We start from the raw sequence: 22041 nt of genomic DNA on the forward strand, positions 1-22041 counted from the left end.
ATGAACAGTTATCAACAGGGCGGTCAGCTACACGACACCCACAGCAAGGTGATCGGTTATCTGCTGTGGATTTTCGGCTTCACCGGTTCGCACCGCTTCTACTATGGCAAGCCGGTCACTGGCACGATCTGGTTCTTTACCCTGGGCCTGCTCGGCATCGGCTGGTTGATCGACCTGTTTCTGATTCCGGCGATGGACCGCGAAGCCGACCTGCGCTTTCAGCCGGGCCCACTGGACTACAGCCTGGCGTGGATCCTGCTGACCTTCCTCGGGGTGTTTGGCGTGCACCGCATGTACCAGGGCAAGTGGATCACCGGCCTGATCTACCTGTGCACCGGCGGGTTATTCCTGGTGGGGGTGCTGTATGACTTCTGGACGCTCAATACCCAGGTGTCACTGGCCAACGCCCAGCGGCGTTAAGGCCTGAAGCCTTGTCGCAGTGAATGCGACAAGGCTTTTACGGCGAGGTTACTGGCGGGTCTGGCGCTGCTGCAACAACAGGTTGCTGAAGCCGCTGCCGGCCAGTTGCTTCTGCGCCACGGTCAGCTGCTCACGGTTGCTGAACGGGCCAACCAGCACGCGGTACCAGGTTTCTTCCTTCACCGTGCCGGACTCCACCTTGACCGCCTGGCCGAGCAGGATGATCTGCGCGCGGACCTTGTCGGCGTCGGCCTGCTTGCGGAACGAGCCGGCCTGCAGGAAGAACTGGGTGGTCGCCGCCGGCTTGATCACCGGTGGTGCGGGTGGTGGCGTTTGGCCCATCAACGCGGCCTGGGCACGAGCGGTGTCGATCTTCGCCGCTTCCGCCGGGGTGACCGGAGGTTGCGCCGGCACCGGCGGGGTTTTCTCCGGCACCGCTTCAGGCGGCACGATCACTTCCGATTCCGGCAGCAAGGTATAGAAGTCGTACTTGGGCTTCACCGGCTGCTGCGGGCTTGGTGCGGTCTTGTTGGCTTCGGCGACCTTCTCGGCCTTCTGCTGCTCGGGCTTGGTGCGCTTGACCTCGCCGTTGCCAGGCTCAAGCTTCATCAGAAACACGACAAAGGCGCCCACCGACAAGCCGATTGCCAGCCACAGCCAGCCCGGGATCGGCTGCTTGGCAGGTGCCTGATAGCGACTCGCGCCGCGCTTGGGTGCGGGTTTTTTCTTGGCAGCCAACTTACATGCGCTCCAGGGTTTCCAGGCCGAGCAGTTGCAGACCTTGCTTGAGGGTACGACCGGTCAGGGCGGCCAGACGCAGGCGGCTCTGCTGCTGTTCAGGGGTGTCGGCGGCGAGGATCGGGCAGTTCTCGTAGAAGCTCGAGAACAGGCCGGCAACGTCGTACAGGTAAGCGCACAGCACGTGCGGCGTGCCCTTCTCGGCGACGTTGTTGAGGATCTCGCCGAACTGCGCCAGGCGTGCAGCCAGGTCCTGCTCCTGCGGTGCTTGCAGGATGATCTGGCCGTCGACTTCTTCAAAGCTCTTGCCCAGCTTGCGGAACACACCGGCGACGCGGGTGTAGGCGTACAGCAGGTAAGGCGCGGTGTTGCCTTCGAAGTTGAGCATCAGTTCGAAGTTGAAGCTGTAGTCGCTGGTGCGGTGCTTGGACAGGTCGGCGTATTTCACCGCGCCAATGCCGACCACTTCGCCGATGGCGCGCAGGTCGGCCTCGGCCAGCTCCGGGTTCTTCTCCTTGACCAGGGCGTAGGCACGCTCCTTGGCTTCGGTGAGCAGGTCGATCAGCTTCACCGTGCCGCCGTCGCGGGTCTTGAACGGACGGCCGTCGGCGCCGTTCATGGTGCCGAAGCCCATGTGCTCCATTTGCATCGGGTGGCCGACGAAACCGGCGCGGCGAGCCACTTCGAACACCTGGTTGAAGTGCAGGGCCTGACGCTGGTCGACGAAGTACAGGGCGCGGTCGGCCTTGAGCACGTTGCTGCGGTAGCGCACGGCAGCGAGGTCGGTGGTGGCGTACAGGTAGCCGCCGTCGGCTTTTTGCACGATCACCGGCAGTGGCTCGCCTTCGGCGGTTTTGAATTCTTCAAGGAATACGCACTGGGCGCCCTTGCTCTCGACCAGCAGACCCTTGGCCTTGAGGTCGCTGACGACATTGGCCAGGTCGTCGTTGTAGGCGCTTTCGCCCATGACGTCGGCCATGGTCAGTTTGACGTTGAGCAGTTCGTAGGTCTTCTGGCAGTGCGACAGCGAGATGTCCTTGAAGCGGGTCCACAGCTTCAGGCATTCCGGGTCGCCGGCTTGCAGCTTGACCACCAGGCCACGGGCGCGGTCGGCGAACTCTTCGGACTCGTCGAAGCGTTTTTTCGCCGCACGGTAGAAGTTCTCCAGGTCCGACAGCTCGTCGCTGGTGATCGGGTTTTCCTGCAGGTAGGCCATCAGCATGCCGAACTGGGTGCCCCAGTCGCCGACGTGGTTCTGGCGGATTACGTCATCGCCGAGGAACTCCAGCACGCGGGATACGGCGTCACCGATGATGGTCGAACGCAGGTGGCCGACGTGCATCTCCTTGGCCAGGTTAGGGGCCGACAGGTCGACCACCACCTTCTGCTGCGGGCCGGCTTTCTTCACGCCAAGCTTGGCGTCGGCCAGGGCCGCGTCCAGGCGCGAGGCCAGGGCCTGGGTGTTCTGGAAGAAGTTGAGAAAGCCTGGGCCGGCGATCTCGACCTTGCTTACCTGCTCGTCGGCAGGCAGGGCGGCGATGATCTTCTCGGCCAGGTCGCGCGGTTTCATGCCGGCAGGCTTGGCCAGCATCATCGCGATGTTGCTGGCGAAGTCGCCGTGGGTCTTGTCCCGGGCGTTCTCCACCTGGATCGCCGGCGTCAGCCCTTCAGGCAGCACACCGTCGGTGACGAGTTGGGTGAGGGCTTGCTGGATCAGCTGGCGAATGGTGTCTTTCATGGGCTTCTCTTTCGACCGCAAGCGCGGCGGCGCTTCGATGCGCAGGTGGAAAAACTGGACATTATCCGTTGCCGGGGCGAGGTTGCCAACCTTTGGGCCAATGCTGTCAGTACAAATCCACCGGATCGACATCCAGCGACCAACGCACCTGGCGCCCGGACGGCATCTGTTCCAACACTAGCAACCAGGCGCTGATCAGTCGATGCAAAGGTGCCCTGGCATTGGCCTGGAGCAACAATTGCGCACGAAACCGCCCGGCACGGCGTTCCATCGGCGCCGGTACCGGACCTAGCAACTCGATGCCGTGCAGGTTCTGTTCGGCCAGCAACTGCTCGGCGGCGCTGCAGGCTTCATCGAGAAACCCCTCGGCCTGCCCCGGCTTGTGCGCTTCGGCGCGCAACAGCGCCAGGTGCGCGAAAGGCGGCAGGCCGGCGGCGCGGCGCTCGCTCAGGGCCTGCTCGGCAAAGGCGAAGTAACCCTGCTCGGTCAGTTGCACCAATAAAGGATGGTCGGCCAGGTGGGTCTGGATGATCACCTTGCCCGGCTCCTCGGCGCGCCCGGCGCGGCCGGCGACCTGGACGATCATCTGCGCCATGCGCTCGCTGGCGCGAAAATCGCCGGAGAACAGGCCGCCGTCGGCATCGAGGATCGACACCAGGGTCACCCGCGGAAAATGGTGGCCCTTGGCGAGCATCTGGGTGCCAACCAGGATGCACGGCTGGCCGCGCTGGATGGTGGCGAACAACTGGTTCATCGCATCCTTGCGCGAAGTGCTGTCGCGGTCGACCCGCAGCACTGGGTAATCCGGAAAAAGAATGCTCAGGCGCTCCTCGGCGCGCTCGGTGCCGGCACCCACCGGGCGCAGGTCGACTTTGTTGCACTGCGGGCACTGGCGCGGCACGCGCTCATCGTAGCCGCAGTGATGGCAGCGCAGCTCGTTGGAGCGCTGGTGCACGGTCATGCGCGCATCGCAGCGTGGGCATTCGGACATCCAGCCGCAGTCATGGCACAGCAGCGTCGGCGCAAAGCCGCGGCGGTTGAGGAACACCAGTACCTGCTGGCCGGCCGCCAGGGTCTGGCCGATGGCTTGCTGTATCGGCCCGCTGATGCCGCTGTCCAACGGCCGGCTCTTCACATCCAGGCGCAGGAAGCGCGGCTGCTGGGCGCCGCCGGCGCGCTGGTTGAGGCGCAGCAGGCCATAGCGGCCGCTGTGGGCGTTATGCAGGCTCTCCAGCGACGGCGTGGCCGAGCCCAGCAGGATCGGGATGTTCTCCTGGCGCGCGCGCACCAGCGCCAGGTCGCGAGCGTGGTAGCGCAGGCCTTCCTGCTGTTTATACGAGCCGTCGTGTTCTTCGTCGATGATGATCAAGCCGGGGTTTTTCATCGGTGTGAACAATGCCGAGCGGGTGCCGATGATGATGTCGGCCTCGCCGTCACGTGCGGCCAGCCAGGCATCCAGGCGCTCGCGGTCATTGACCGCCGAGTGCAGCAGGGCGATGCGCGCGTTAAAACGCTGCTCGAAGCGCGCCAGGGTTTGCGGCCCCAGGTTGATCTCCGGGATCAGAATCAGCGCCTGCTTGCCGGCCTCCAGGGTTTCGCGGATCAGCTGCAGGTAGACCTCTGTCTTGCCGCTGCCGGTGACCCCGGCCAACAAGAAGGCATGAAAGCTGTCGAAGCCTGAGCGTACCGCATTGAAGGCGGTGCGCTGCTCGTCGTTGAGCGGCAGCTCCGGCTGCGCCAGCCAGTGTTCGTGGCGTTCCTGGGGCAAGTGGCGGCGCACCTCGACCTGCACCAGCTCCTTGGCCAGCAGCAGGTCGAGGCTGTCCTTGCTCAGCATCAGCTTGCTCAGCAGGGTATGGGCCACGCCATGGGGGTGCTGCGCCAGGGTTGCCAGGGCTTCGCGCTGGCGCGGCGCGCGGGCGATGCGCGGGTCGTCCAGGCGCGCGCCTGGGGCCACTTGCCAGAAGCGCTCCTGGCGCGCTTGCGCCGGTTCGCCCTGGCGCAGCAGCACCGGCAGGGCCCAGCTCAGGGTATCGCCGAGGCTGTGCTGATAATACTGCGCAGTCCACAGGCACAGCTTGAACAGTGCCGGCGGCAGCGGCGACACCGGATCGAGCAGGGCGATTGCGGGCTTGAGCTTGTCGGCCGGCACCTCGCTGGTGTCGCTGATCTCGATCAGGATGCCGATCATCTCGCGTCGACCAAACGGCACGCGGATACGCATGCCCGGGGTCAGTGCCTGGCGCGCCATGCTTGCCGGTGCCCTGTAGTCGAACAGCCGCCGCAGGGGCGAGGGCAGGGCAAGGCGTAGAATGACGTCGGACACGCGAAAGGTTCTCTGCAGGGGGAATTCCAGGGTCCGGCGAGCCTAGCAGACGACCGCCGGTCTAAGCGACAACTTGCGTTGGCTGTTTGCTCTGGTATTATTCCGACCCTATTTTGCGTGCGGTATTCAACAATGGTGTTGAGTGGCGGCACGTCAGCACTGAGGAAACACCATGAAAGCCGATATCCATCCGGTATACGAAGCTGTAGAAGTTACCTGCAGCTGCGGTAACAAATTCGAAACTCGTTCGACTCTGGCCAAGGCCCTGCCGATCGACGTTTGCAACCTCTGCCACCCGTTCTACACCGGTAAGCAGAAGGTCCTGGACACCGGCGGCCGCGTACAGAAGTTCGCCGATCGCTTCGGCATGTTCGGTGCCAAGAAGTAAGATTGCGCGACGCTGGCCCGATGGGTTTGGCATTGCTGCTGAAAAAGGCGTCCCTCGTGGGCGCCTTTTTTATGGGCGCGATCTGGCAGTTGCCGGCCCTGGCATTCTGCGCGGCACCGGTCGATGCGCAGGTGGTCAGCGTGCGCCAGGTGGTCGATGGCGATACCTTGCGTCTGAATGATGGCCGCAGTGTTCGCCTGATTGGCATTAATGCACCGGAAATCGGTCGCAAAGGTCGCAGCAGTGAAGCCTTCGCCGAGGCTGCACGGCAGCGCTTGCAGGCCCTGGTCAAGGCCAGCGGCGGGCAGGTGGGGCTGGTTCCTGGCGTCGAGGCGCGGGACAAATATGGCCGTACTCTGGCGCATGTCTACGGCCGCTCTGGCGACAATTTCGAAGCACAACTGCTCAGTGAAGGCCTTGGCTACCGGGTTGCGGTGGCCCCCAACGTCGCGTTGGCCGGCTGCCAGGCGCAGGCCGAGCGCGCCGCTCGTCAGGCCGGTAAAGGCCTGTGGCGGCAATCGCCATTGACCCCGGCAAGCGCCGTGCGTCAGTCCGGTTTTGCCCTGATAAGTGGCAAGGTGATGGATATCCAGCGCAATCGCGGGGGTATCTGGATCGAAATCGACGATTCTCTGGTGCTTCAGGTGCCGGCACGCCTGCAGCGCAATTTCCCCTCTTCGTTCTTCACTGATCTGAAAGGTCGATCGATCGAAGCCCGCGGTTGGGTGCTGGATCGTTCCCGCAAAGGTGGCCTGAAGCCGGGACAGCAACGCTGGTTGCTGCCCCTGACCGATCCGTCGATGCTGGAACGGGTCGAAAGATAAAAAATTGTCTACATTTTTAATTTCGATTGTACACATCGAAACCCTTGCAGGCCGTGGCTCTTGGCGGAAAGTCGTAGGTTAAAGGCCTTGACACAAGTGACCGGGCAGTCTTGTCGGCCCTTTGCTCTTTGCGTATCCTCGGCGGTCCGTCAGAACAGTAAATAGCGGAATGCCCACCATGTCAGATTTGAAAACTGCCGCTCTCGAATACCACGCTCAACCTCGTCCGGGGAAACTGAGCGTCGAGCTCACCAAACCTACCGCGACTGCTCGCGACCTGGCGCTGGCCTACAGCCCTGGCGTGGCTGAGCCGGTTCGCGAAATCGGTCGCGATCCGGAACTGGCCTACAAGTACACCGGCAAGGGCAATCTGGTAGCAGTCATTTCCGACGGCACCGCCATCCTCGGCCTGGGTAACCTCGGCCCACTGGCCTCCAAACCGGTCATGGAAGGCAAGGGCGTTCTGTTCAAGCGTTTCGCCGGTATCGACGTGTTCGACATCGAAGTCGACTCCGAGAGCCCGCAAGCCTTCATCGACACCGTCAAGCGCATCTCGATCACCTTCGGTGGCATCAACCTGGAAGACATCAAGGCGCCAGAGTGCTTTGAAATCGAGCGCGCGCTGATCGAACAGTGCGACATCCCGGTATTCCACGATGACCAGCACGGCACCGCGATCGTTACCGCCGCCGGCATGATCAACGCCCTGGAAATCGCTGGCAAAACCCTGGCCGACGCCAAGATCGTCTGCCTGGGCGCCGGTGCCGCCGCCATCTCCTGCATGAAACTGCTGGTGAGCATGGGCGCACAGATCGAGAACATCTTCATGGTTGACCGTACTGGCGTGATCCACGCTGGCCGTGACGACCTGAACCAGTACAAGGCGGTGTTCGCCCACGCTACCGACAAGCGCACCCTGGCTGACGCCCTGCAAGGCGCTGACGTGTTCGTCGGCCTGTCCGGCCCGAACCTGCTGAGCCCTGAAGGCCTGAAGTCGATGGCGCCGACCCCGATCGTGTTCGCCTGCTCCAACCCTGATCCAGAGATCTCCCCGGAGCTGGCCCACGCCACCCGTAACGACGTGATCATGGCTACCGGTCGTTCCGACTACCCGAACCAGGTCAACAACGTACTGGGCTTCCCGTTCATCTTCCGCGGTGCCCTGGACGTTCGCGCCAAGCGCATCAACGAAGAAATGAAGATCGCTGCCGCCAACGCCCTGAAGGACCTGGCCAAGCTGCCAGTGCCTAAGGAAGTCTGCGCAGCCTACGGCGTCGACGCCCTGGAATTCGGTCGTGAGTACATCATTCCGAAGCCAATGGACGCTCGTCTGATCACCGTGGTTTCCGATGCCGTGGCCAAGGCCGCGATCGAGACTGGTGTGGCGACCCTGCCGTATCCGAAGAACTACCCGCTGAAAAGCGTGGATGACGTGTTCAACGGCTAAGCTGTTGTAGCGTCATAACAAAAAGCCCCGGCTCGCGAGAGTCGGGGCTTTTTTGTGGGTGACGGCTGTGGATCGGTGTTGGCTTCATCGCTGGCAAGGCCAGCGCCCACAAAGGATCTGTGGGCGCCTCCGTCATCAGAACAGATCGATCGGCGCTGCCTCGTCCGCTGGCAGCGGGCTGCCCGGTGCGCTGCCGTTACCCAGCTCGTTGACCGAAGGCGGTGTGTCTTCGGCCTTGAACAGCTCGAAGTAGGCGTTCGGCGTGCTTGGCGTCGCCGCCCGGCCGCTGACCGGGTCGACGCGCAGGCTGAGGATGCCTTCCGGCTCGGCCGGGGCATGGTTGGGCTTGTCTTTGAGTGCAGCGCCCATGTAGCTCATCCAGATCGGCAGCGCCACGGTGCCGCCGTACTCGCGGCGGCCGAGGGTTTCCGGTTGGTCGAAGCCGGTCCAGACGGTGGTTACGTAGTCGGCGTTGTAGCCGGAAAACCAGGCGTCCTTGGATTCGTTGGTGGTACCGGTCTTGCCGGCGAGGTCAGTACGGCCCAGGGCCAGGGCGCGGCGCCCGGTACCGCGCTTGATCACGTCCTGGAGCATGCTGGTGAGGATATAGCTGGTGCGCCCGTCAATGATGCGCTCGGCCACGGCCGGCGGCTGGGCGACGGCGGCGGCCGGATCGCTGGCCACGGTGCTCAGGCCTTCGCCCGGCAGCTGGGTGCTGATCGGCTGCTCGGGGGCGGCGATGCCGGCTTCGACCTGTTCGCTTTGCGGGACCCGTGGCGGGTTGGCAGTGAACAGGGTCTCGCCGTTGCGGCTCTCGATGCGTTCGATCAGGTATGGGCTGATCTTGTAGCCGCCGTTGGCAAAGGTGCTCCAGCCGGTGGCGATTTCCATCGGCGTCAGGGTTGCGGTGCCCAGGGCCAGCGACAGGTTGGGCGGCAGGTCCTGCTTGTTGAAGCCGAACTTGCTGATGTAGTCGATGGTCGGGCCTACGCCCATGGCCTGCAGCAGGCGGATCGATACCAGGTTGCGCGACTTGTACAGCGCCTCGCGCATGCGGATCGGGCCGAGGAAGGTGTTGGTGTCGTTCTTCGGCCGCCAGACCTTGTCCAGGTATTCGTCGACAAATACGATCGGCGCGTCGTTGACCAGGCTGGCGGCGGTGTAGCCGTTGTCCAGCGCAGCGCTGTACACGAACGGCTTGAAGCTCGAGCCCGGCTGACGCTTGGCCTGCATGGCGCGGTTGTAGTTGCTCTGCTCGAACGAGAAACCGCCGACCAGGGCGCGGATCGCACCACTGTTCGGGTCCAGCGATACCAGCGCGCTCTGCGCCCCCGGCACCTGGCTGAATTTGAGGCTGCCGTCGTCCAGGCGCTGCACGCGAATCAGGTCGCCGACCTGGGCAACGTCGGCAGGCTGCTGTGGTGCACGGCCCTGGCTGTTGGTGTTGAGGAACGGGCGGGCCCACTTCATGGTCTCCCAGGCCACCGACTCCTGGTTGCCGGCGCGGGTCAGCACCTGCAGGCCGGTCTTGCTGACTTCGGTGACGATCACCGGCTCCAGGCCGCCCAACGGGCGTTGCTTGCTCAGTTCCTGCAGCCAGGCGTCACGGGTCTTGCCCGGGAAGCGCGACTCGGGGCCACGGTAACCATGACGCTCGTCGTAGGCGGTGAGGCCGTTGAGTACGGCTTTGTTGGCGATTTCCTGCAGGTCGCTCGGCACCGTGGTGGTGACGCGGAAGCCTTCGGTGTAGGCATCGCTGCCGTAGCGGCCGACCATTTCGGCGCGGGCCATCTCGGCGATGTAGGGTGCGTTAACTTCTGGGGTCGGCACGTGGTAGCTGGCGTTGATCGGTTCGGCCAATGCTGTCTGGTAGCTGGCTTCATCAATTTTGCCGAGCTTGTACATGCGCCCCAGGATCCAGTCGCGGCGCTCTTTGGCGCGCACCGGGTTGGCCAGTGGGTTGAAGCGCGACGGCGCTTTCGGCAGGCCGGCGATCATCGCCATCTGCGCCAGGCTGACATCGCGGATCGACTTGCCGTAGTACACCTGCGCGGCGGCCTCGATGCCGTAGGCGCGGTTGCCCAGGTAGATCTTGTTGACGTACAGCTCGAGGATCTCGTCCTTGGTCAGTTCGCGTTCGATCTGCAGGGCCAGGAGAATCTCGTTGGTCTTGCGCGAGAAGCTGCGTTCGCTGCTGAGGAAGAAGTTCTTCGCCACCTGCATGGTGATGGTGCTGCCGCCGGTCTGGATGTGCCCGGACTTGAGCAATTGTGTTGCAGCACGCATCAGGCTGCTGGGGTCAACGCCGTAGTGATTGGCGAAATTGTCGTCTTCAGCCGACAGCAAAGCCTGGATGAAATGCGGCGGAATGTCGGCAAAACGGATGGGCGAGCGGCGCATTTCGCCGAACTCGGCGATCAGCTTGCCGTCGCTGCTGTAGACCCGCAAAGGGATCTGCAACTGGATGCTTCTGAGGGCCTCTACCGAGGGCAAGCTGGGGCTAAGATACAGAAATGCGCCGCTCAGACCGAGCACGAGCGCGCAGATGACTGCGACGAAAGACCACCAGAAGAACTTCAGCAGGCGTATCAAGGCTTTAGGGCGTCCAGATAAAAGAATGGGTTGCGCGCGGGGCCAGCGGACAAAGGATAAACGCTGGGCATTATAAGCATTTTTCAACTCGCCGCGTTACGCGCGCGGCTGTCGCCAGCAAGGAAAAAACCAATGCTTGGACGCTTCGGCATGGATGCCGGTTCACTCCTGGGGGTAGAAATTGCCCCGCCGTCTATCCGACTGGTGCAATTGCACCGGCGCAAAGGCGCGTGGCGCGTGCGGGCCTGGGCGCTTGAACCGCTGCCTGTCGGGGCCATGCTCGACGGCTGGATTGCCGACCCCGAGGTGGTTGGCCTGGCCCTGAAACGCGCGCTGCAGCGCAGTGGCAGCCGCTGTCGGCAAGCCGCCGTGGCCTTGCCGGCGGCGCGGGCTATCAGCAAATCGATAAGCCTGCCGGCGGGTCTGGCCGATGCCGAAGTTGCTGCGCAGGTGCACGATGCCGCTGAGCAGTTCATTCCCTTCGACCTTGAAGACACCGCGCTGGACTACCGGCTGCAGGCGCCGGCTGGCGCTGATGCGGTGAGCGTTCAGGTCGCGGCCTGTCATCGCGGTTTGCTGGAAACACTTGAGGCCACCTTTGAAGTCGCCGGGCTCAATGCACGGGTGCTGGAGATCGATAGCCAGGCGCTGCGGCGTGCTCCGGCAGTAGCGCTCGACGCCGAACTGGACCACGCGGGCTCGAGCCTGAGCGTGGCCTGCGCCCTGGCCATGGGCGGCGTGCGACTTAATTTGTTGCCATGGCGCGAGCGCCGCCAGCGTCTGCGTATTCGAGGGTTTCAGGCAGGCTGTGCAAGTGTTGTGCTGCTGGTTGCCGTTGCCAGTGGACTCATCGACCAGCATTTTCGCGGCGTCATGCAGCAGCAGTCGCTCAGCCCGCCCGGCGGGCAACTGGAGCCCGAGGCTTTGCGGCAGGAGCTGAGGCAGTTGCAACGCGTGCAGGCTGGCCGGCATTTCGCCGTGGATGTCTTCGAGCAGGTTGAGCGGGCCATGCCCGATGGCGTGTACCTGACCGCCCTGAGCCAGGAACCGGCTGGGCTGAGGCTTGCCGGCATGGCCGGTTCGGCTGCCCTGGTTGCGGAACTGGCAGACCGCCTGAAGTCTTCATCCTTGATCAGTACTGCCGAGTTGCAGCAGCTAAGTGCGGTTGAGGAGGGGCATGCGTTTGAGCTGGTAGCAGCCCTTGAGGTTGCACCTTGAGCTTCTGCGGTGAGCTGGCAAGTCGAGCCTGGCCAGCACAGGCGTTGATACTGACGGGCTTGCTGGTGCTTCTGGCAGGCCTGGCTTATGCCGTGCATTTACGGCCGCTGATGGCGCAGGCAGCGCTGATGGTTGATGCCTTGGCGCACGCCAACGCAGACAGCGTTGGGCCGACGGCCGAATTGCACAGCGGCTTGCAGCAAGCGCGTTGGCAACTGTCGGCAGGGAGCGCCGAGCCTGCCGTGTTCGAGTTGCTCTCCCGCCTGGCCGAGGCCCATGAAGTGGCCATTGAACAGTTGCAGGTAGTCCAAGCGTCGACCGCTGAGCATTACTTGGAACTGCCCGTGCAACTGCGCTTGCGTGGCGCCTTTTCGGCGCTTGCCGAATTTTTCGCGGACCTGGCCGCGCAGCCGCGGCTGATTACCGTGCAAGGGCTTTCGCTGAAGCCGGCCGATGCGCAGTTGCTGCACATGGAATTGCAGGTTCGCTCATACCAGCCTCGCTCGCAGCCGCAGTTGGCCCCTGGCGCGCAGCCACAGGCGGCGCAGCGACGGCCGGTTGCGATGCTGCGCAATCCATTCGGTCCATCTGCGCTGGCGGTGCGTGCCGATGTCTTGCAGCGCCTGGCGCTGGAGCAGCTGGAAATGGTCGGCAGCCTCGCCAGTCGCGGCGTGCGCTACGCGCTGATCCAGGCTGATGGCCGCGTGCATCGGCTGCAGGTCGGTGACCGCTTGGGTCGTGACCAGGGGCAGGTGGCCGAGATTGGCGAGCGCCATGTCGAGGTCATCGAGCAGGTTTTTGTTGCCGGCCAAGGCTGGCAAGCGCGGCGGCGAACTCTCGCCCTGCGCTGAAGGTGCCGACCAGGGAGGTCATCGATGGGCAAGGGAGCTGTGGTTGCGGTGCTGATGGGCTGTTGCCTGTCTGCCGGCGCGTTTGCGGGCAAGCAACTGTACGGCGGTGAGCCGTTGTCATTGAATTTTCAGGATGTCGAGGTGCGTACGGTACTGCAGGTGCTGGCTGATTTTTCCGGGGTCAACCTGGTGGCCAGTGATGCGGTACAGGGCAAGGTGACCTTGCGCTTGCAGGATGTGCCCTGGGACCAGGCGCTGGAGCTGGTGCTGCGCAGCAAGGGCCTGGAGCAGCGCAAGGATGGCAATGTATTGCTGGTCGCACCGCTTGCCGAACTGGCCGGGTCCGCGCCGTCGCGGCGCGAGCTGATACCGATCCACCACGCCAGGGCCACCGATATCGCCGAGCTTTTCCACAGCCTGATGGCCCATGAGGCCGGCGGCGCCAGCCATGGTTCGCTGAGTGTCGATGAGCGCACCAACACCCTGGTCGCCAGCCAATCGCCGGAACGTCTGGAAGAGCTGCGCAGGTTGATCGGCGAACTCGATGTGCCGGTACGCCAGGTCATGATCGAGGCGCGGATCGTCGAGGCCAACGTCGATTTTGAAAAGAGCCTGGGTGTGCGCTGGGGTGGCCAGGTGCAGTTGGGCAAGGGCTTGAGCCTGGGTGGTGGCGATACCTTCGTCGACCTTGGCGCGGACCGGGCATCGTCGAGTATCGGCTTTGGCCTGGTGCGCAACAGTGCGCTGCTCGACCTGGAACTGAGCGCCATGGAGCGCACCGGCAACGGCGAAATCATTTCCCAGCCCAAGGTCGTCACCGCTGACAAGGAAACTGCGCGGATCCTCAAGGGCACCGAGGTGCCGTATCAGGAAACCAGCGGCAGCGGCGCTACCTCGGTGACCTTCCGCGAGGCCTCGCTGTCCCTTGAGGTCACCCCGCAGATCACCCCGGACAACCGGGTAATCATGGTGGTCAAGGTGACCAAGGACGAGCCCGACTACCTCAACGCCCTGGATCACGTGCCGGCGATCCGTAAAAACGAGGTCAACGCCAAGGTGCGTATCAATGATGGCGAGACCATCGTCATCGGCGGCGTGTACTCGACGGTGCAAAGTAAAGTTGTCGACAAGGTGCCATTTTTCGGCGATGTGCCGTATGTTGGGCGGCTGTTTCGTCGCGATGTTCTACAAGAGAAAAAATCCGAGCTGCTGGTCTTCCTGACTCCGCGTATCATGAGTGACCAGGCGATTGCTGTGAGTCGTTGATTCTGTGCGAAATTTGATACTTGTGGGGCCGATGGGTGCTGGCAAAAGCACCATCGGCCGCCTGCTGGCCAAAGAGCTGCGCCTGCCGTTCAAGGATTCCGACAAGGAAATTGAATTGCGCACCGGCGCCAATATCCCGTGGATCTTCGATAAGGAAGGCGAGCCGGGCTTTCGTGACCGCGAGCAGGCGATGATCGCCGAGCTCTGCGCGTTCGATGGCGTGGTGCTGGCTACCGGTGGCGGCGCGGTAATGCGCGATGCCAACCGTCAGGCCCTGCATGCCGGCGGGCGAGTGGTGTACCTGCACGCCTCGGTCGAGCAGCAGGTCGGGCGCACCTCGCGTGATCGCAACCGGCCGTTGCTGCGCACCGCCAACCCGGAGGCGACTTTGCGCGCGCTGCTGGAAGTTCGCGACCCGCTATATCGCGAGATCGCCGATCTGGTGGTGGAAACCGACGAACGGCCACCGCGAATGGTGGTGCAGGATATTCTCGAGCGCTTGCAGAAGTTGCCGCCCCGTTAAGCCAGGACTATCCTCGGCGACCAGTCATGCCGTGACAGGGCACACCGTTATCGCGCGGTTCGAGCCATCGATGCCGCGCCTAGTTCATTGTGGGGACACATGCAGACACTAAAGGTCGAATTGGGCGAACGTAGCTACCCGATCTACATTGGCGAAGGCCTGCTGGATCAACCTGAACTGCTGGCGCCGCATATCGCTGGCCGGCAGGTCGCCATCGTGTCCAACGAGACTGTCGCACCCCTCTATCTCGAACGCCTGAGCAAGACCCTGGGTGCCTATTCGGTACTGCCGGTGGTGTTGCCCGACGGCGAGGCCTACAAGAACTGGGAAACCCTGCAGTTGATCTTCGATGCGCTGCTGACCGCCCGCCACGACCGCCGCACTACCGTGGTAGCGCTTGGCGGCGGGGTGATCGGCGACATGGCCGGCTTTGCCGCCGCCTGCTACCAGCGCGGCGTGGATTTCATCCAGGTGCCGACTACCTTGTTGTCTCAGGTCGATTCGTCGGTAGGGGGCAAGACCGGCATCAACCACCCGCTGGGCAAGAACATGGTCGGTGCCTTCTATCAGCCCAACGCGGTGCTGATCGACACCCGCAGCCTCAATAGCCTGCCGCCGCGCGAGCTGTCGGCAGGCCTGGCCGAAGTGATCAAATACGGCCTGATTTGTGACGAACCCTTCCTGGGCTGGCTCGAAGAGCATATGCAGGCCTTGCGCGGCGTTGACCAGGTGGCGCTGACCGAGGCCATTCGTCGTTCCTGCGCGGCCAAGGCTGCGGTAGTGGGCGCCGATGAGCGCGAGTCGGGCGTGCGTGCCACGCTGAACCTGGGCCACACCTTCGGTCACGCCATCGAGACCCACATGGGCTATGGTGTGTGGCTTCACGGTGAGGCCGTCGCGGCGGGCACTGTAATGGCCCTGGAAATGTCCATGCGCCTGGGCTGGATCAGCCAGCAGGAGCGTGACCGTGGTATCCGTCTGTTCCAGAACGCAGGCTTGCCGGTGGTGCCGCCCGCCGAGATGACCCCGGCGCAGTTCATGGAACACATGGCAGTAGATAAAAAGGTACTCGACGGTCGTCTGCGTCTGGTCCTGCTGCGCCGCATGGGCGAAGCGGTGGTCACCGACGACTATCCGAAAGAGATTCTTCAGGCCACGCTGGCCGCGGATTACCGCGCGATCGTGGCCCAGCTTTGAGGTTGATGAGCGTCCGATGACTAGTTTGCATGCCGACGAGGCCTTTCTCGGCCATTACCAGTTGAACCACGACCCCTTCGCTGCACGGGTGCCGGGTTTCAAATTCTTCCCAGCCCAGCGCAAGCCGGTACTCGGCCAATTGCACCACCTGGCCCGCTACAGCCAGTTGCTGCTGGTGGTCACTGGCCCTCAAGGCAGTGGCAAGACCCTGCTGCGCCAGGCCCTGGTGGCCAGCACCAACAAGCAATCGGTGCAGAGCGTGGTGGTTTCCGCCCGTGGCGCCAGCGATGCCGCCAGCCTGCTCGGCCAGGTGGCCCAGTCATTGGGCGTGGCCCAGGCTGAAGTCCCGGACATCCTTGCCCAGGTGGTACAACTGGCGCTGACCGGGCAGGAAGTCTATCTGCTGGTGGACGATGCGGAACAACTTGGCGAGTCGGCACTCCAAGCCTTGCTGGAGTTGGCGGCGGGTACCCCGGAAGGGCGTCCGCATGTCTTCCTGTTTGGCGAGCCGTCACTGATCGCCGGGCTGGAAGAGCTCAATGCCGAGCAGGAGCGCTTTCATGTCATCGAGCTTGAGCCCTACAGCGAAGAAGAAACCCGTGAATACCTCGAGCAGCGCCTGGAAGGTGCCGGGCGGGGCATCGAAGTGTTCAGCAGTGAGCAGATCGTTGATATTCACCAAAACTCTGACGGCTGGCCCGGGACTATCAACCAGGTTGCCCGCGATACCTTGATCGAAGCCATGATCGCCAGCCGGACCACGGCGAAGCGACCATCAATGGGGTTCAATATGCCGAAGAAACATGTGCTGGCGCTGTCTGCAGTTGTCGTGGTCGCCGTCGCGGCCGCCGTGCTGATGCCGAAGAAGGGTGATCAGGCGCCAACTGCCCCTGCCGAACAGGCGCAACTGCCGCTGGGCGAAGGTCAGCCAGGCAATGCCCAATCGAACAACGGCGGCCCGGCGATCGAATTCGCCGGCAATTCGCAGCCGATGCCACTGCCGCTGGTAGGTCAGTCGCAACCGGTCATGCGTGGCCCGCTGGCCGAGTCTACCGGCATGGGTGAAGGCGAAGAGTCGACGCCAGCCGGCGAAACCGCGCTGCAGCCGTCTACTCCGCCGACCGTCACCACTATCGCGCCACCGGCAGGTGTCACCGCTGGCCCCGCACCAACCCCTGCGCAACCGGTTGCACCTGTGCAGCAGTCGGTAGCACCTGTTGCCAGCAAGCCGGTTGCTCCTGCAGCCAAGCCTGCGCCAACCCAGGTTGCAACCGCCAAGCCTGCGCCCAAGCCTGTCGATAAGCCGGCCGCCAAGCCCGCAGCCGGTGGTAGCTGGTACGCCGGGCAGAAGCCGGGCAATTATGTCGTGCAAATCCTCGGCACCAGCTCCGAAGCGTCGGCCCAGGCCTACGTCAAGGCTCAGGGTGGCGACTATCGCTACTTCAAGAAAACCCTGCAGGGCAAGCCGCTGTACGTCATCACCTACGGCAACTTCGCCAGCCGTGATGCCGCCCTGGCTGCAATCAAGGCCTTGCCAGCCAAGGTCCAGGCTGGTAAACCTTGGCCTCGTACCGTCGCCAGCGTCCAACAAGAACTGGCCTCGACCCGCTGATATAGCCTGGTGGCACTACCCCCGCCACCTGCTGAGCGACTCCTGAACATCGGTCAAGCCTGCTGCGTACTGCGCGGCAGGCTTTTCTGTCCCAGACTGCCGGCCACAAGCCGTTCTTGCAGTCCAGGCTGAAACGCTTCAGACTCAAGCCATGCCGTTACCACGGCGCACGCTTAAAAACATTCAAAAATGCGACATGGACTTACGGCAATTCGTCGTAAATTTGTGGGCTTCCCTGTCGCTGTGCAACAATGGCTCCCCTATTGCCCCCGCAAAGCTGGCATTCGTTCGGCGTGGATGGTAAGTGGTTGTACTAAAAAAAGATTTGCCTTGGTGAGAGGCGAACCTGGTGAGAAAGTGTCTATGAAAACAGGTCTGTACCATCCCGAAGAATTCAAGGATAACTGTGGTTTCGGCCTGATCGCCCATATGACGGGCGAACCCAGCCACCACCTTTTGCAAACGGCCATCCAGGCCCTGACCTGCATGACCCACCGCGGTGGGATCAACGCCGACGGCAAGACCGGCGACGGTTGCGGTCTGCTCATGCAAAAGCCCGATCAGTTCCTGCGTGCCGTGGCCCGCGAACAGTTCGCCACTGAGCTGCCCAAGCAATATGCGGTCGGCATGGTGTTCTTCAATCAGGACAACGCCAAGGCTGAAGCCGCGCGCGCCAACATGAACCGCGAGATCCTCGCGGCCGGCCTGCAACTGGTGGGCTGGCGCAAAGTGCCGATCGACACCAGCGTCCTCGGCCGCCTGGCCCTGGAGCGCCTGCCGCAGATCGAGCAGGTGTTCATTGGCGGTGAAGGCCTGAGCGATCAGGAATTCGCCATCAAGCTGTTCAGTTCGCGTCGTCGCTCTTCGGTGGCCAACGCCGCCGACACCGACCACTACATCTGCAGCTTTTCGCACAAAACCATCATCTACAAAGGCCTGATGATGCCGGCGGACCTCGCCGCCTTCTATCCGGACCTCAGCGACGAGCGCCTGCAAACCGCGATCTGCGTGTTCCACCAGCGCTTCTCCACCAACACCCTGCCGAAATGGCCGCTGGCGCAGCCGTTCCGCTTCCTCGCCCACAACGGCGAGATCAACACCATCACCGGTAACCGCAACTGGGCCCAGGCGCGGCGCACCAAGTTCGCCAACGACCTGATCCCGGACCTCGAAGAACTCGGCCCGCTGGTCAACCGCGTCGGTTCCGACTCCTCGAGCATGGACAACATGCTCGAACTGATGGTCACCGGCGGCATCGACCTGTTCCGCGGCGTGCGCATGATCATTCCGCCGGCGTGGCAGAACGTCGAGACCATGGACGCCGACCTGCGCGCGTTCTACGAATACAACTCCATGCACATGGAAGCATGGGACGGCCCGGCCGGCGTGGTACTGACCGAAGGCCGCCATGCGGTGTGCCTGCTCGACCGCAACGGCCTGCGCCCGGCGCGCTGGGTCACCACCAAGAACGGCTACATCACCCTGGCGTCGGAAATCGGCGTGTGGGACTACAAGCCTGAAGACGTGATCGCCAAGGGCCGGGTCGGCCCGGGGCAGATCTTTGCCGTGGACACCGAAACCGGGCAGATCCTCGACACCGACGCCATCGACAACCGCCTCAAGTCGCGCCATCCGTACAAGCGCTGGCTGCGCCAGAATGCCCTGCGCATCCAGGCCGACCTCAGCGATGACCAGGGCGTGGCCAGCTACGATGCTGACCAGCTCAAGCAGTATATGAAGATGTTCCAGGTCACCTTCGAAGAGCGTGACCAGGTGCTGCGTCCGCTCGGCGAACAAGGCCAGGAAGCGGTCGGCTCGATGGGCGACGACACGCCGATGGCGATTCTTTCGCAGCGCGTGCGCTCGACCTACGACTACTTTCGCCAGCAATTCGCCCAGGTCACCAACCCGCCGATCGACCCGCTGCGTGAAGCGATCGTCATGTCGCTGGAGATCTGCCTGGGCGCCGAGCGAAACATCTTCCAGGAATCCCCAGAGCACGCCTCGCGGGTGATCCTCAGCTCGCCGGTGATCTCGCCCGCCAAGTGGCGCTCGCTGATGAACCTCGACCGCCCCGGCTTCGAGCGTCAGTTGATCGACCTCAACTACGTCGAGAGCCTGGGCCTGGAAGCGGCGGTGCGCAACATCGCCGATCAGGCCGAAGAAGCCGTGCGCAGCGGCAAGACCCAGCTGGTGCTGAGCGACCGCCATATCGCCCCGGGCAAACTGCCGGTGCATGCCTCGCTGGCCGTTGGTGCGGTGCATCACCGCCTGACTGAACTGGGCTTGCGCTGCGACAGCAACATCCTGGTGGAAACCGCCACCGCCCGCGACCCGCATCACTTTGCCGTGCTGATCGGCTTCGGCGCTTCGGCGGTGTACCCGTATCTGGCTTACGAAGTGCTGGCCGACCTGATCCGTACCGGCGAAGTGCTCGGTGATCTTGAAGAAGTCTTCAAGTACTACCGCAAGGGCATCTCCAAGGGCCTGTTGAAGATCCTCTCGAAGATGGGCATCTCGACCGTCGGTTCCTACCGGGGTGCACAGCTGTTCGAAGCCGTCGGCCTTTCGGAAGAGGTGGTCAACCTGAGCTTCCGTGGCGTTGCCAGCCGCCTCAAGGGCGCACGCTTCGTCGACATCGAGAATGAGCAGAAGCTGCTCGCCGCCGAAGCCTGGAGCGCGCGCAAGCCGATCCAGCAGGGTGGCCTGCTGAAGTTCGTCCATGGTGGCGAGTACCACGCCTACAACCCGGACGTGGTCAACACCCTGCAGGCCGCCGTGCAGCAGGGCGACTACGCCAAGTTCAAGGAATACACCGCGCTGGTCGACACGCGTCCGGTGTCGATGATTCGCGACCTGCTCAAGGTGAAAACCCTGGAGCAGCCGCTGGAGCTGAGCGAAATCGAACCGCTGGAAGCGATCCTCAAGCGCTTCGACTCGGCCGGTATCTCCCTCGGCGCGCTGTCGCCGGAGGCTCACGAAGCTCTGGCCGAGGCGATGAACCGCCTGGGCGCGCGCTCCAACTCCGGTGAGGGCGGCGAAGACCCGGCCCGCTACGGCACCATCAAGAGCTCGAAGATCAAGCAGGTGGCCACCGGCCGCTTTGGCGTCACTCCCGAGTACCTGGTCAACGCCGAAGTGCTGCAGATCAAGGTTGCCCAGGGCGCCAAGCCGGGTGAAGGCGGCCAGCTGCCAGGCGGCAAGGTCAACGGCCTGATCGCCCGGCTGCGTTACGCCGTGCCTGGCGTGACCCTGATTTCGCCACCGCCGCACCACGACATCTACTCGATCGAAGACCTCTCGCAGCTGATCTTCGACCTCAAGCAGGTCAACCCGCAGGCGCTGGTCTCGGTCAAACTGGTGGCAGAAGCCGGTGTTGGCACCATCGCCGCCGGCGTGGCCAAGGCCTATGCCGATCTGATCACCATCTCCGGCTATGACGGTGGCACCGGCGCTTCGCCGCTGACCTCGATCAAGTACGCCGGCGCGCCGTGGGAACTGGGCCTGGCCGAAACCCATCAGACCCTGCGCGGCAACGATTTGCGCGGCAAGGTCCGGGTGCAGACCGACGGCGGCCTGAAAACCGGCCTCGACGTGATCAAGGCGGCCATCCTCGGCGCCGAAAGCTTCGGTTTCGGTACCGCGCCGATGATCGCCCTGGGCTGCAAATACCTGCGTATCTGTCACCTGAACAACTGCGCCACCGGCGTCGCCACCCAGAACGACAAGCTGCGCAAGGATCACTACATCGGCACCGTCGACATGGTGGTGAATTTCTTCACCTACGTCGCCGAAGAAACCCGCGAGTGGCTGGCCAAGCTGGGTGTGCGCAGCCTCGGCGAGCTGATCGGGCGTACCGACCTGCTGGAAATGCTCCCCGGCGAAACCGAGAAGCAGAAACACCTGGACCTCAGCCCGTTGCTGGGCAGCCCACACGTGCCGGCCGACAAGCCGCAGTTCTGCGAAGTCGACCGCAACCCGCCGTTCGACAAGGGCGTGCTGGCCGAGAAGATGGTCGACATGGCCCTGCCGGCCATTCGCGACCTGTCGGGCGCGGAGTTCGAGCTGGACATCTGCAACTGCGACCGCTCCATCGGCGCGCGGATCTCCGGCGAAATCGCCCGTCTGCACGGCAACCAGGGCATGGCCAAGGCACCGATCACTTTCCGCTTCAAGGGCACTGCCGGGCAGAGCTTCGGGGTGTGGAACGCCGGTGGCCTGAACATGTACCTCGAAGGCGATGCCAACGACTACGTCGGCAAAGGCATGACCGGTGGCAAGCTGGTGATTGTGCCGCCTGCGGGCAGCCCGTTCGCCACTCAGCACAGCGCCATCATCGGTAACACCTGCCTGTATGGTGCCACGGGCGGCAAGCTGTTCGCCGCCGGTACCGCGGGCGAGCGCTTTGCCGTGCGCAACTCCGGTGCCCACGCGATTGTCGAGGGCACGGGCGATCACTGCTGTGAGTACATGACCGGTGGCTTTGTCTGCGTTCTGGGCAAGACCGGTTACAACTTCGGCTCGGGCATGACCGGTGGTTTTGCCTACGTGCTGGACATGGACAACAGCTTCGTCGACAAGCTCAACCACGAACTGGTCGAGATCCAGCGCATCAGTGGCGAGGCCATGGAGGCTTATCGCAGCCACCTGCAGCGCGTGCTGGCTGAATACGTCGAAGAAACCAACAGCGAATGGGGTCGTGAGCTCTGGGAAAACCTGGACGATTACGTGCGGCGCTTCTGGCTGGTCAAGCCGAAGGCGGCCAACCTGAAGAACCTGCTGTCTAGCACCCGTGCCAACCCGCAGTAGCGGCAAGCGGCAAGCCTCAAGCTGCAAGTTCAAAGCAGTACGAGGTTTGCCGGCCCACGTGATCGTCTTGCAGCTTGCAGCTTGAAGCTAGC

15 protein-coding genes are annotated in these 22041 nt (G+C 63.4%); 11 read left to right on the top strand and 4 right to left on the bottom strand.

Translation table 11 applies throughout. The features are described from left to right. Nucleotides 1-420: an NINE protein gene (locus ACZ9A3_RS25260; RefSeq protein WP_045193957.1), complete on the top strand. Its 420-nt coding sequence runs from the start codon at nucleotides 1-3 to the stop codon at nucleotides 418-420. Nucleotides 421-468: 48 nt separating this feature from the next. Here the strand turns inward: ACZ9A3_RS25260 and ACZ9A3_RS25265 are convergent, their stop codons facing one another. The 3 genes from ACZ9A3_RS25265 to ACZ9A3_RS25275 form a co-directional block, all read right to left on the bottom strand. Beyond that, the gene (locus ACZ9A3_RS25265; RefSeq protein WP_038997644.1) at nucleotides 469-1158 is read right to left on the bottom strand and encodes an SPOR domain-containing protein; all 690 of its coding nucleotides are present in this window, start codon (nucleotides 1156-1158) and stop codon (nucleotides 469-471) included. Nucleotide 1159: 1 nt separating this feature from the next. Then, a complete protein-coding gene (argS, locus tag ACZ9A3_RS25270) occupies nucleotides 1160-2896 on the bottom strand; it encodes an arginine--tRNA ligase (RefSeq protein ID WP_045193990.1) in 1737 nt (578 codons plus the stop codon). Between the two features lie 106 nt (nucleotides 2897-3002). Beyond that, complete coding sequence (locus ACZ9A3_RS25275) at nucleotides 3003-5222, bottom strand: primosomal protein N' (protein ID WP_476253237.1); 2220 nt, start codon at nucleotides 5220-5222, stop codon at nucleotides 3003-3005. 172 nt (nucleotides 5223-5394) lie between these two features. Between ACZ9A3_RS25275 and rpmE the strand changes: the two genes are divergently transcribed. The 3 genes from rpmE to ACZ9A3_RS25290 all read left to right on the top strand — a co-directional run bounded on the left by rpmE (nucleotide 5395) and on the right by ACZ9A3_RS25290 (nucleotide 7881). Beyond that, entirely contained in the window at nucleotides 5395-5610 is a 216-nt protein-coding gene (gene rpmE / locus ACZ9A3_RS25280; RefSeq protein ID WP_010222223.1) for a 50S ribosomal protein L31, read from the top strand. 2 nt (nucleotides 5611-5612) lie between these two features. After that, a complete protein-coding gene (locus tag ACZ9A3_RS25285; RefSeq protein WP_093377189.1) occupies nucleotides 5613-6434 on the top strand; it encodes a thermonuclease family protein in 822 nt (273 codons plus the stop codon). A 178-nt stretch (nucleotides 6435-6612) separates the two neighbouring features. After that, on the top strand, nucleotides 6613-7881 hold the full coding sequence (locus ACZ9A3_RS25290) for a malic enzyme-like NAD(P)-binding protein (protein WP_476253238.1): 1269 nt from the start codon (nucleotides 6613-6615) through the stop codon (nucleotides 7879-7881). A gap of 135 nt (nucleotides 7882-8016) precedes the next feature. Here the strand turns inward: ACZ9A3_RS25290 and ACZ9A3_RS25295 are convergent, their stop codons facing one another. After that, entirely contained in the window at nucleotides 8017-10470 is a 2454-nt protein-coding gene (locus ACZ9A3_RS25295; RefSeq protein ID WP_177329133.1) for a penicillin-binding protein 1A, read from the bottom strand. A 135-nt stretch (nucleotides 10471-10605) separates the two neighbouring features. Between ACZ9A3_RS25295 and pilM the strand changes: the two genes are divergently transcribed. The 7 genes from pilM to gltB all read left to right on the top strand — a co-directional run bounded on the left by pilM (nucleotide 10606) and on the right by gltB (nucleotide 21949). Then, on the top strand, nucleotides 10606-11691 hold the full coding sequence (gene pilM / locus ACZ9A3_RS25300) for a pilus assembly protein PilM (protein WP_476253239.1): 1086 nt from the start codon (nucleotides 10606-10608) through the stop codon (nucleotides 11689-11691). Next, entirely contained in the window at nucleotides 11688-12542 is an 855-nt protein-coding gene (locus ACZ9A3_RS25305) for a pilus assembly protein PilP (RefSeq protein WP_476253240.1), read from the top strand. Before pilM ends, ACZ9A3_RS25305 begins: the two co-directional genes overlap by 4 nt. 54 nt (nucleotides 12543-12596) lie before the next feature. Continuing rightward, on the top strand, nucleotides 12597-13808 hold the full coding sequence (locus tag ACZ9A3_RS25310) for a type IV pilus secretin PilQ (protein ID WP_476253352.1): 1212 nt from the start codon (nucleotides 12597-12599) through the stop codon (nucleotides 13806-13808). A 4-nt stretch (nucleotides 13809-13812) separates the two neighbouring features. Next, nucleotides 13813-14331: a shikimate kinase AroK gene (gene aroK, locus ACZ9A3_RS25315; RefSeq protein ID WP_010222231.1), complete on the top strand. Its 519-nt coding sequence runs from the start codon at nucleotides 13813-13815 to the stop codon at nucleotides 14329-14331. A gap of 99 nt (nucleotides 14332-14430) precedes the next feature. Next, nucleotides 14431-15528, top strand: a complete 1098-nt coding sequence (gene aroB, locus ACZ9A3_RS25320) for a 3-dehydroquinate synthase (protein WP_093377165.1) — start codon at nucleotides 14431-14433, stop codon at nucleotides 15526-15528. A 16-nt stretch (nucleotides 15529-15544) separates the two neighbouring features. Beyond that, complete coding sequence (locus tag ACZ9A3_RS25325) at nucleotides 15545-17140, top strand: SPOR domain-containing protein (protein WP_093377160.1); 1596 nt, start codon at nucleotides 15545-15547, stop codon at nucleotides 17138-17140. 363 nt (nucleotides 17141-17503) lie between these two features. Then, entirely contained in the window at nucleotides 17504-21949 is a 4446-nt protein-coding gene (gltB, locus tag ACZ9A3_RS25330) for a glutamate synthase large subunit (protein ID WP_093377156.1), read from the top strand. The last annotated feature ends 92 nt before the right edge of the window (nucleotides 21950-22041 follow it).

The sequence above is a fragment of the Pseudomonas sp. TE4620 genome (assembly GCF_056279045.1).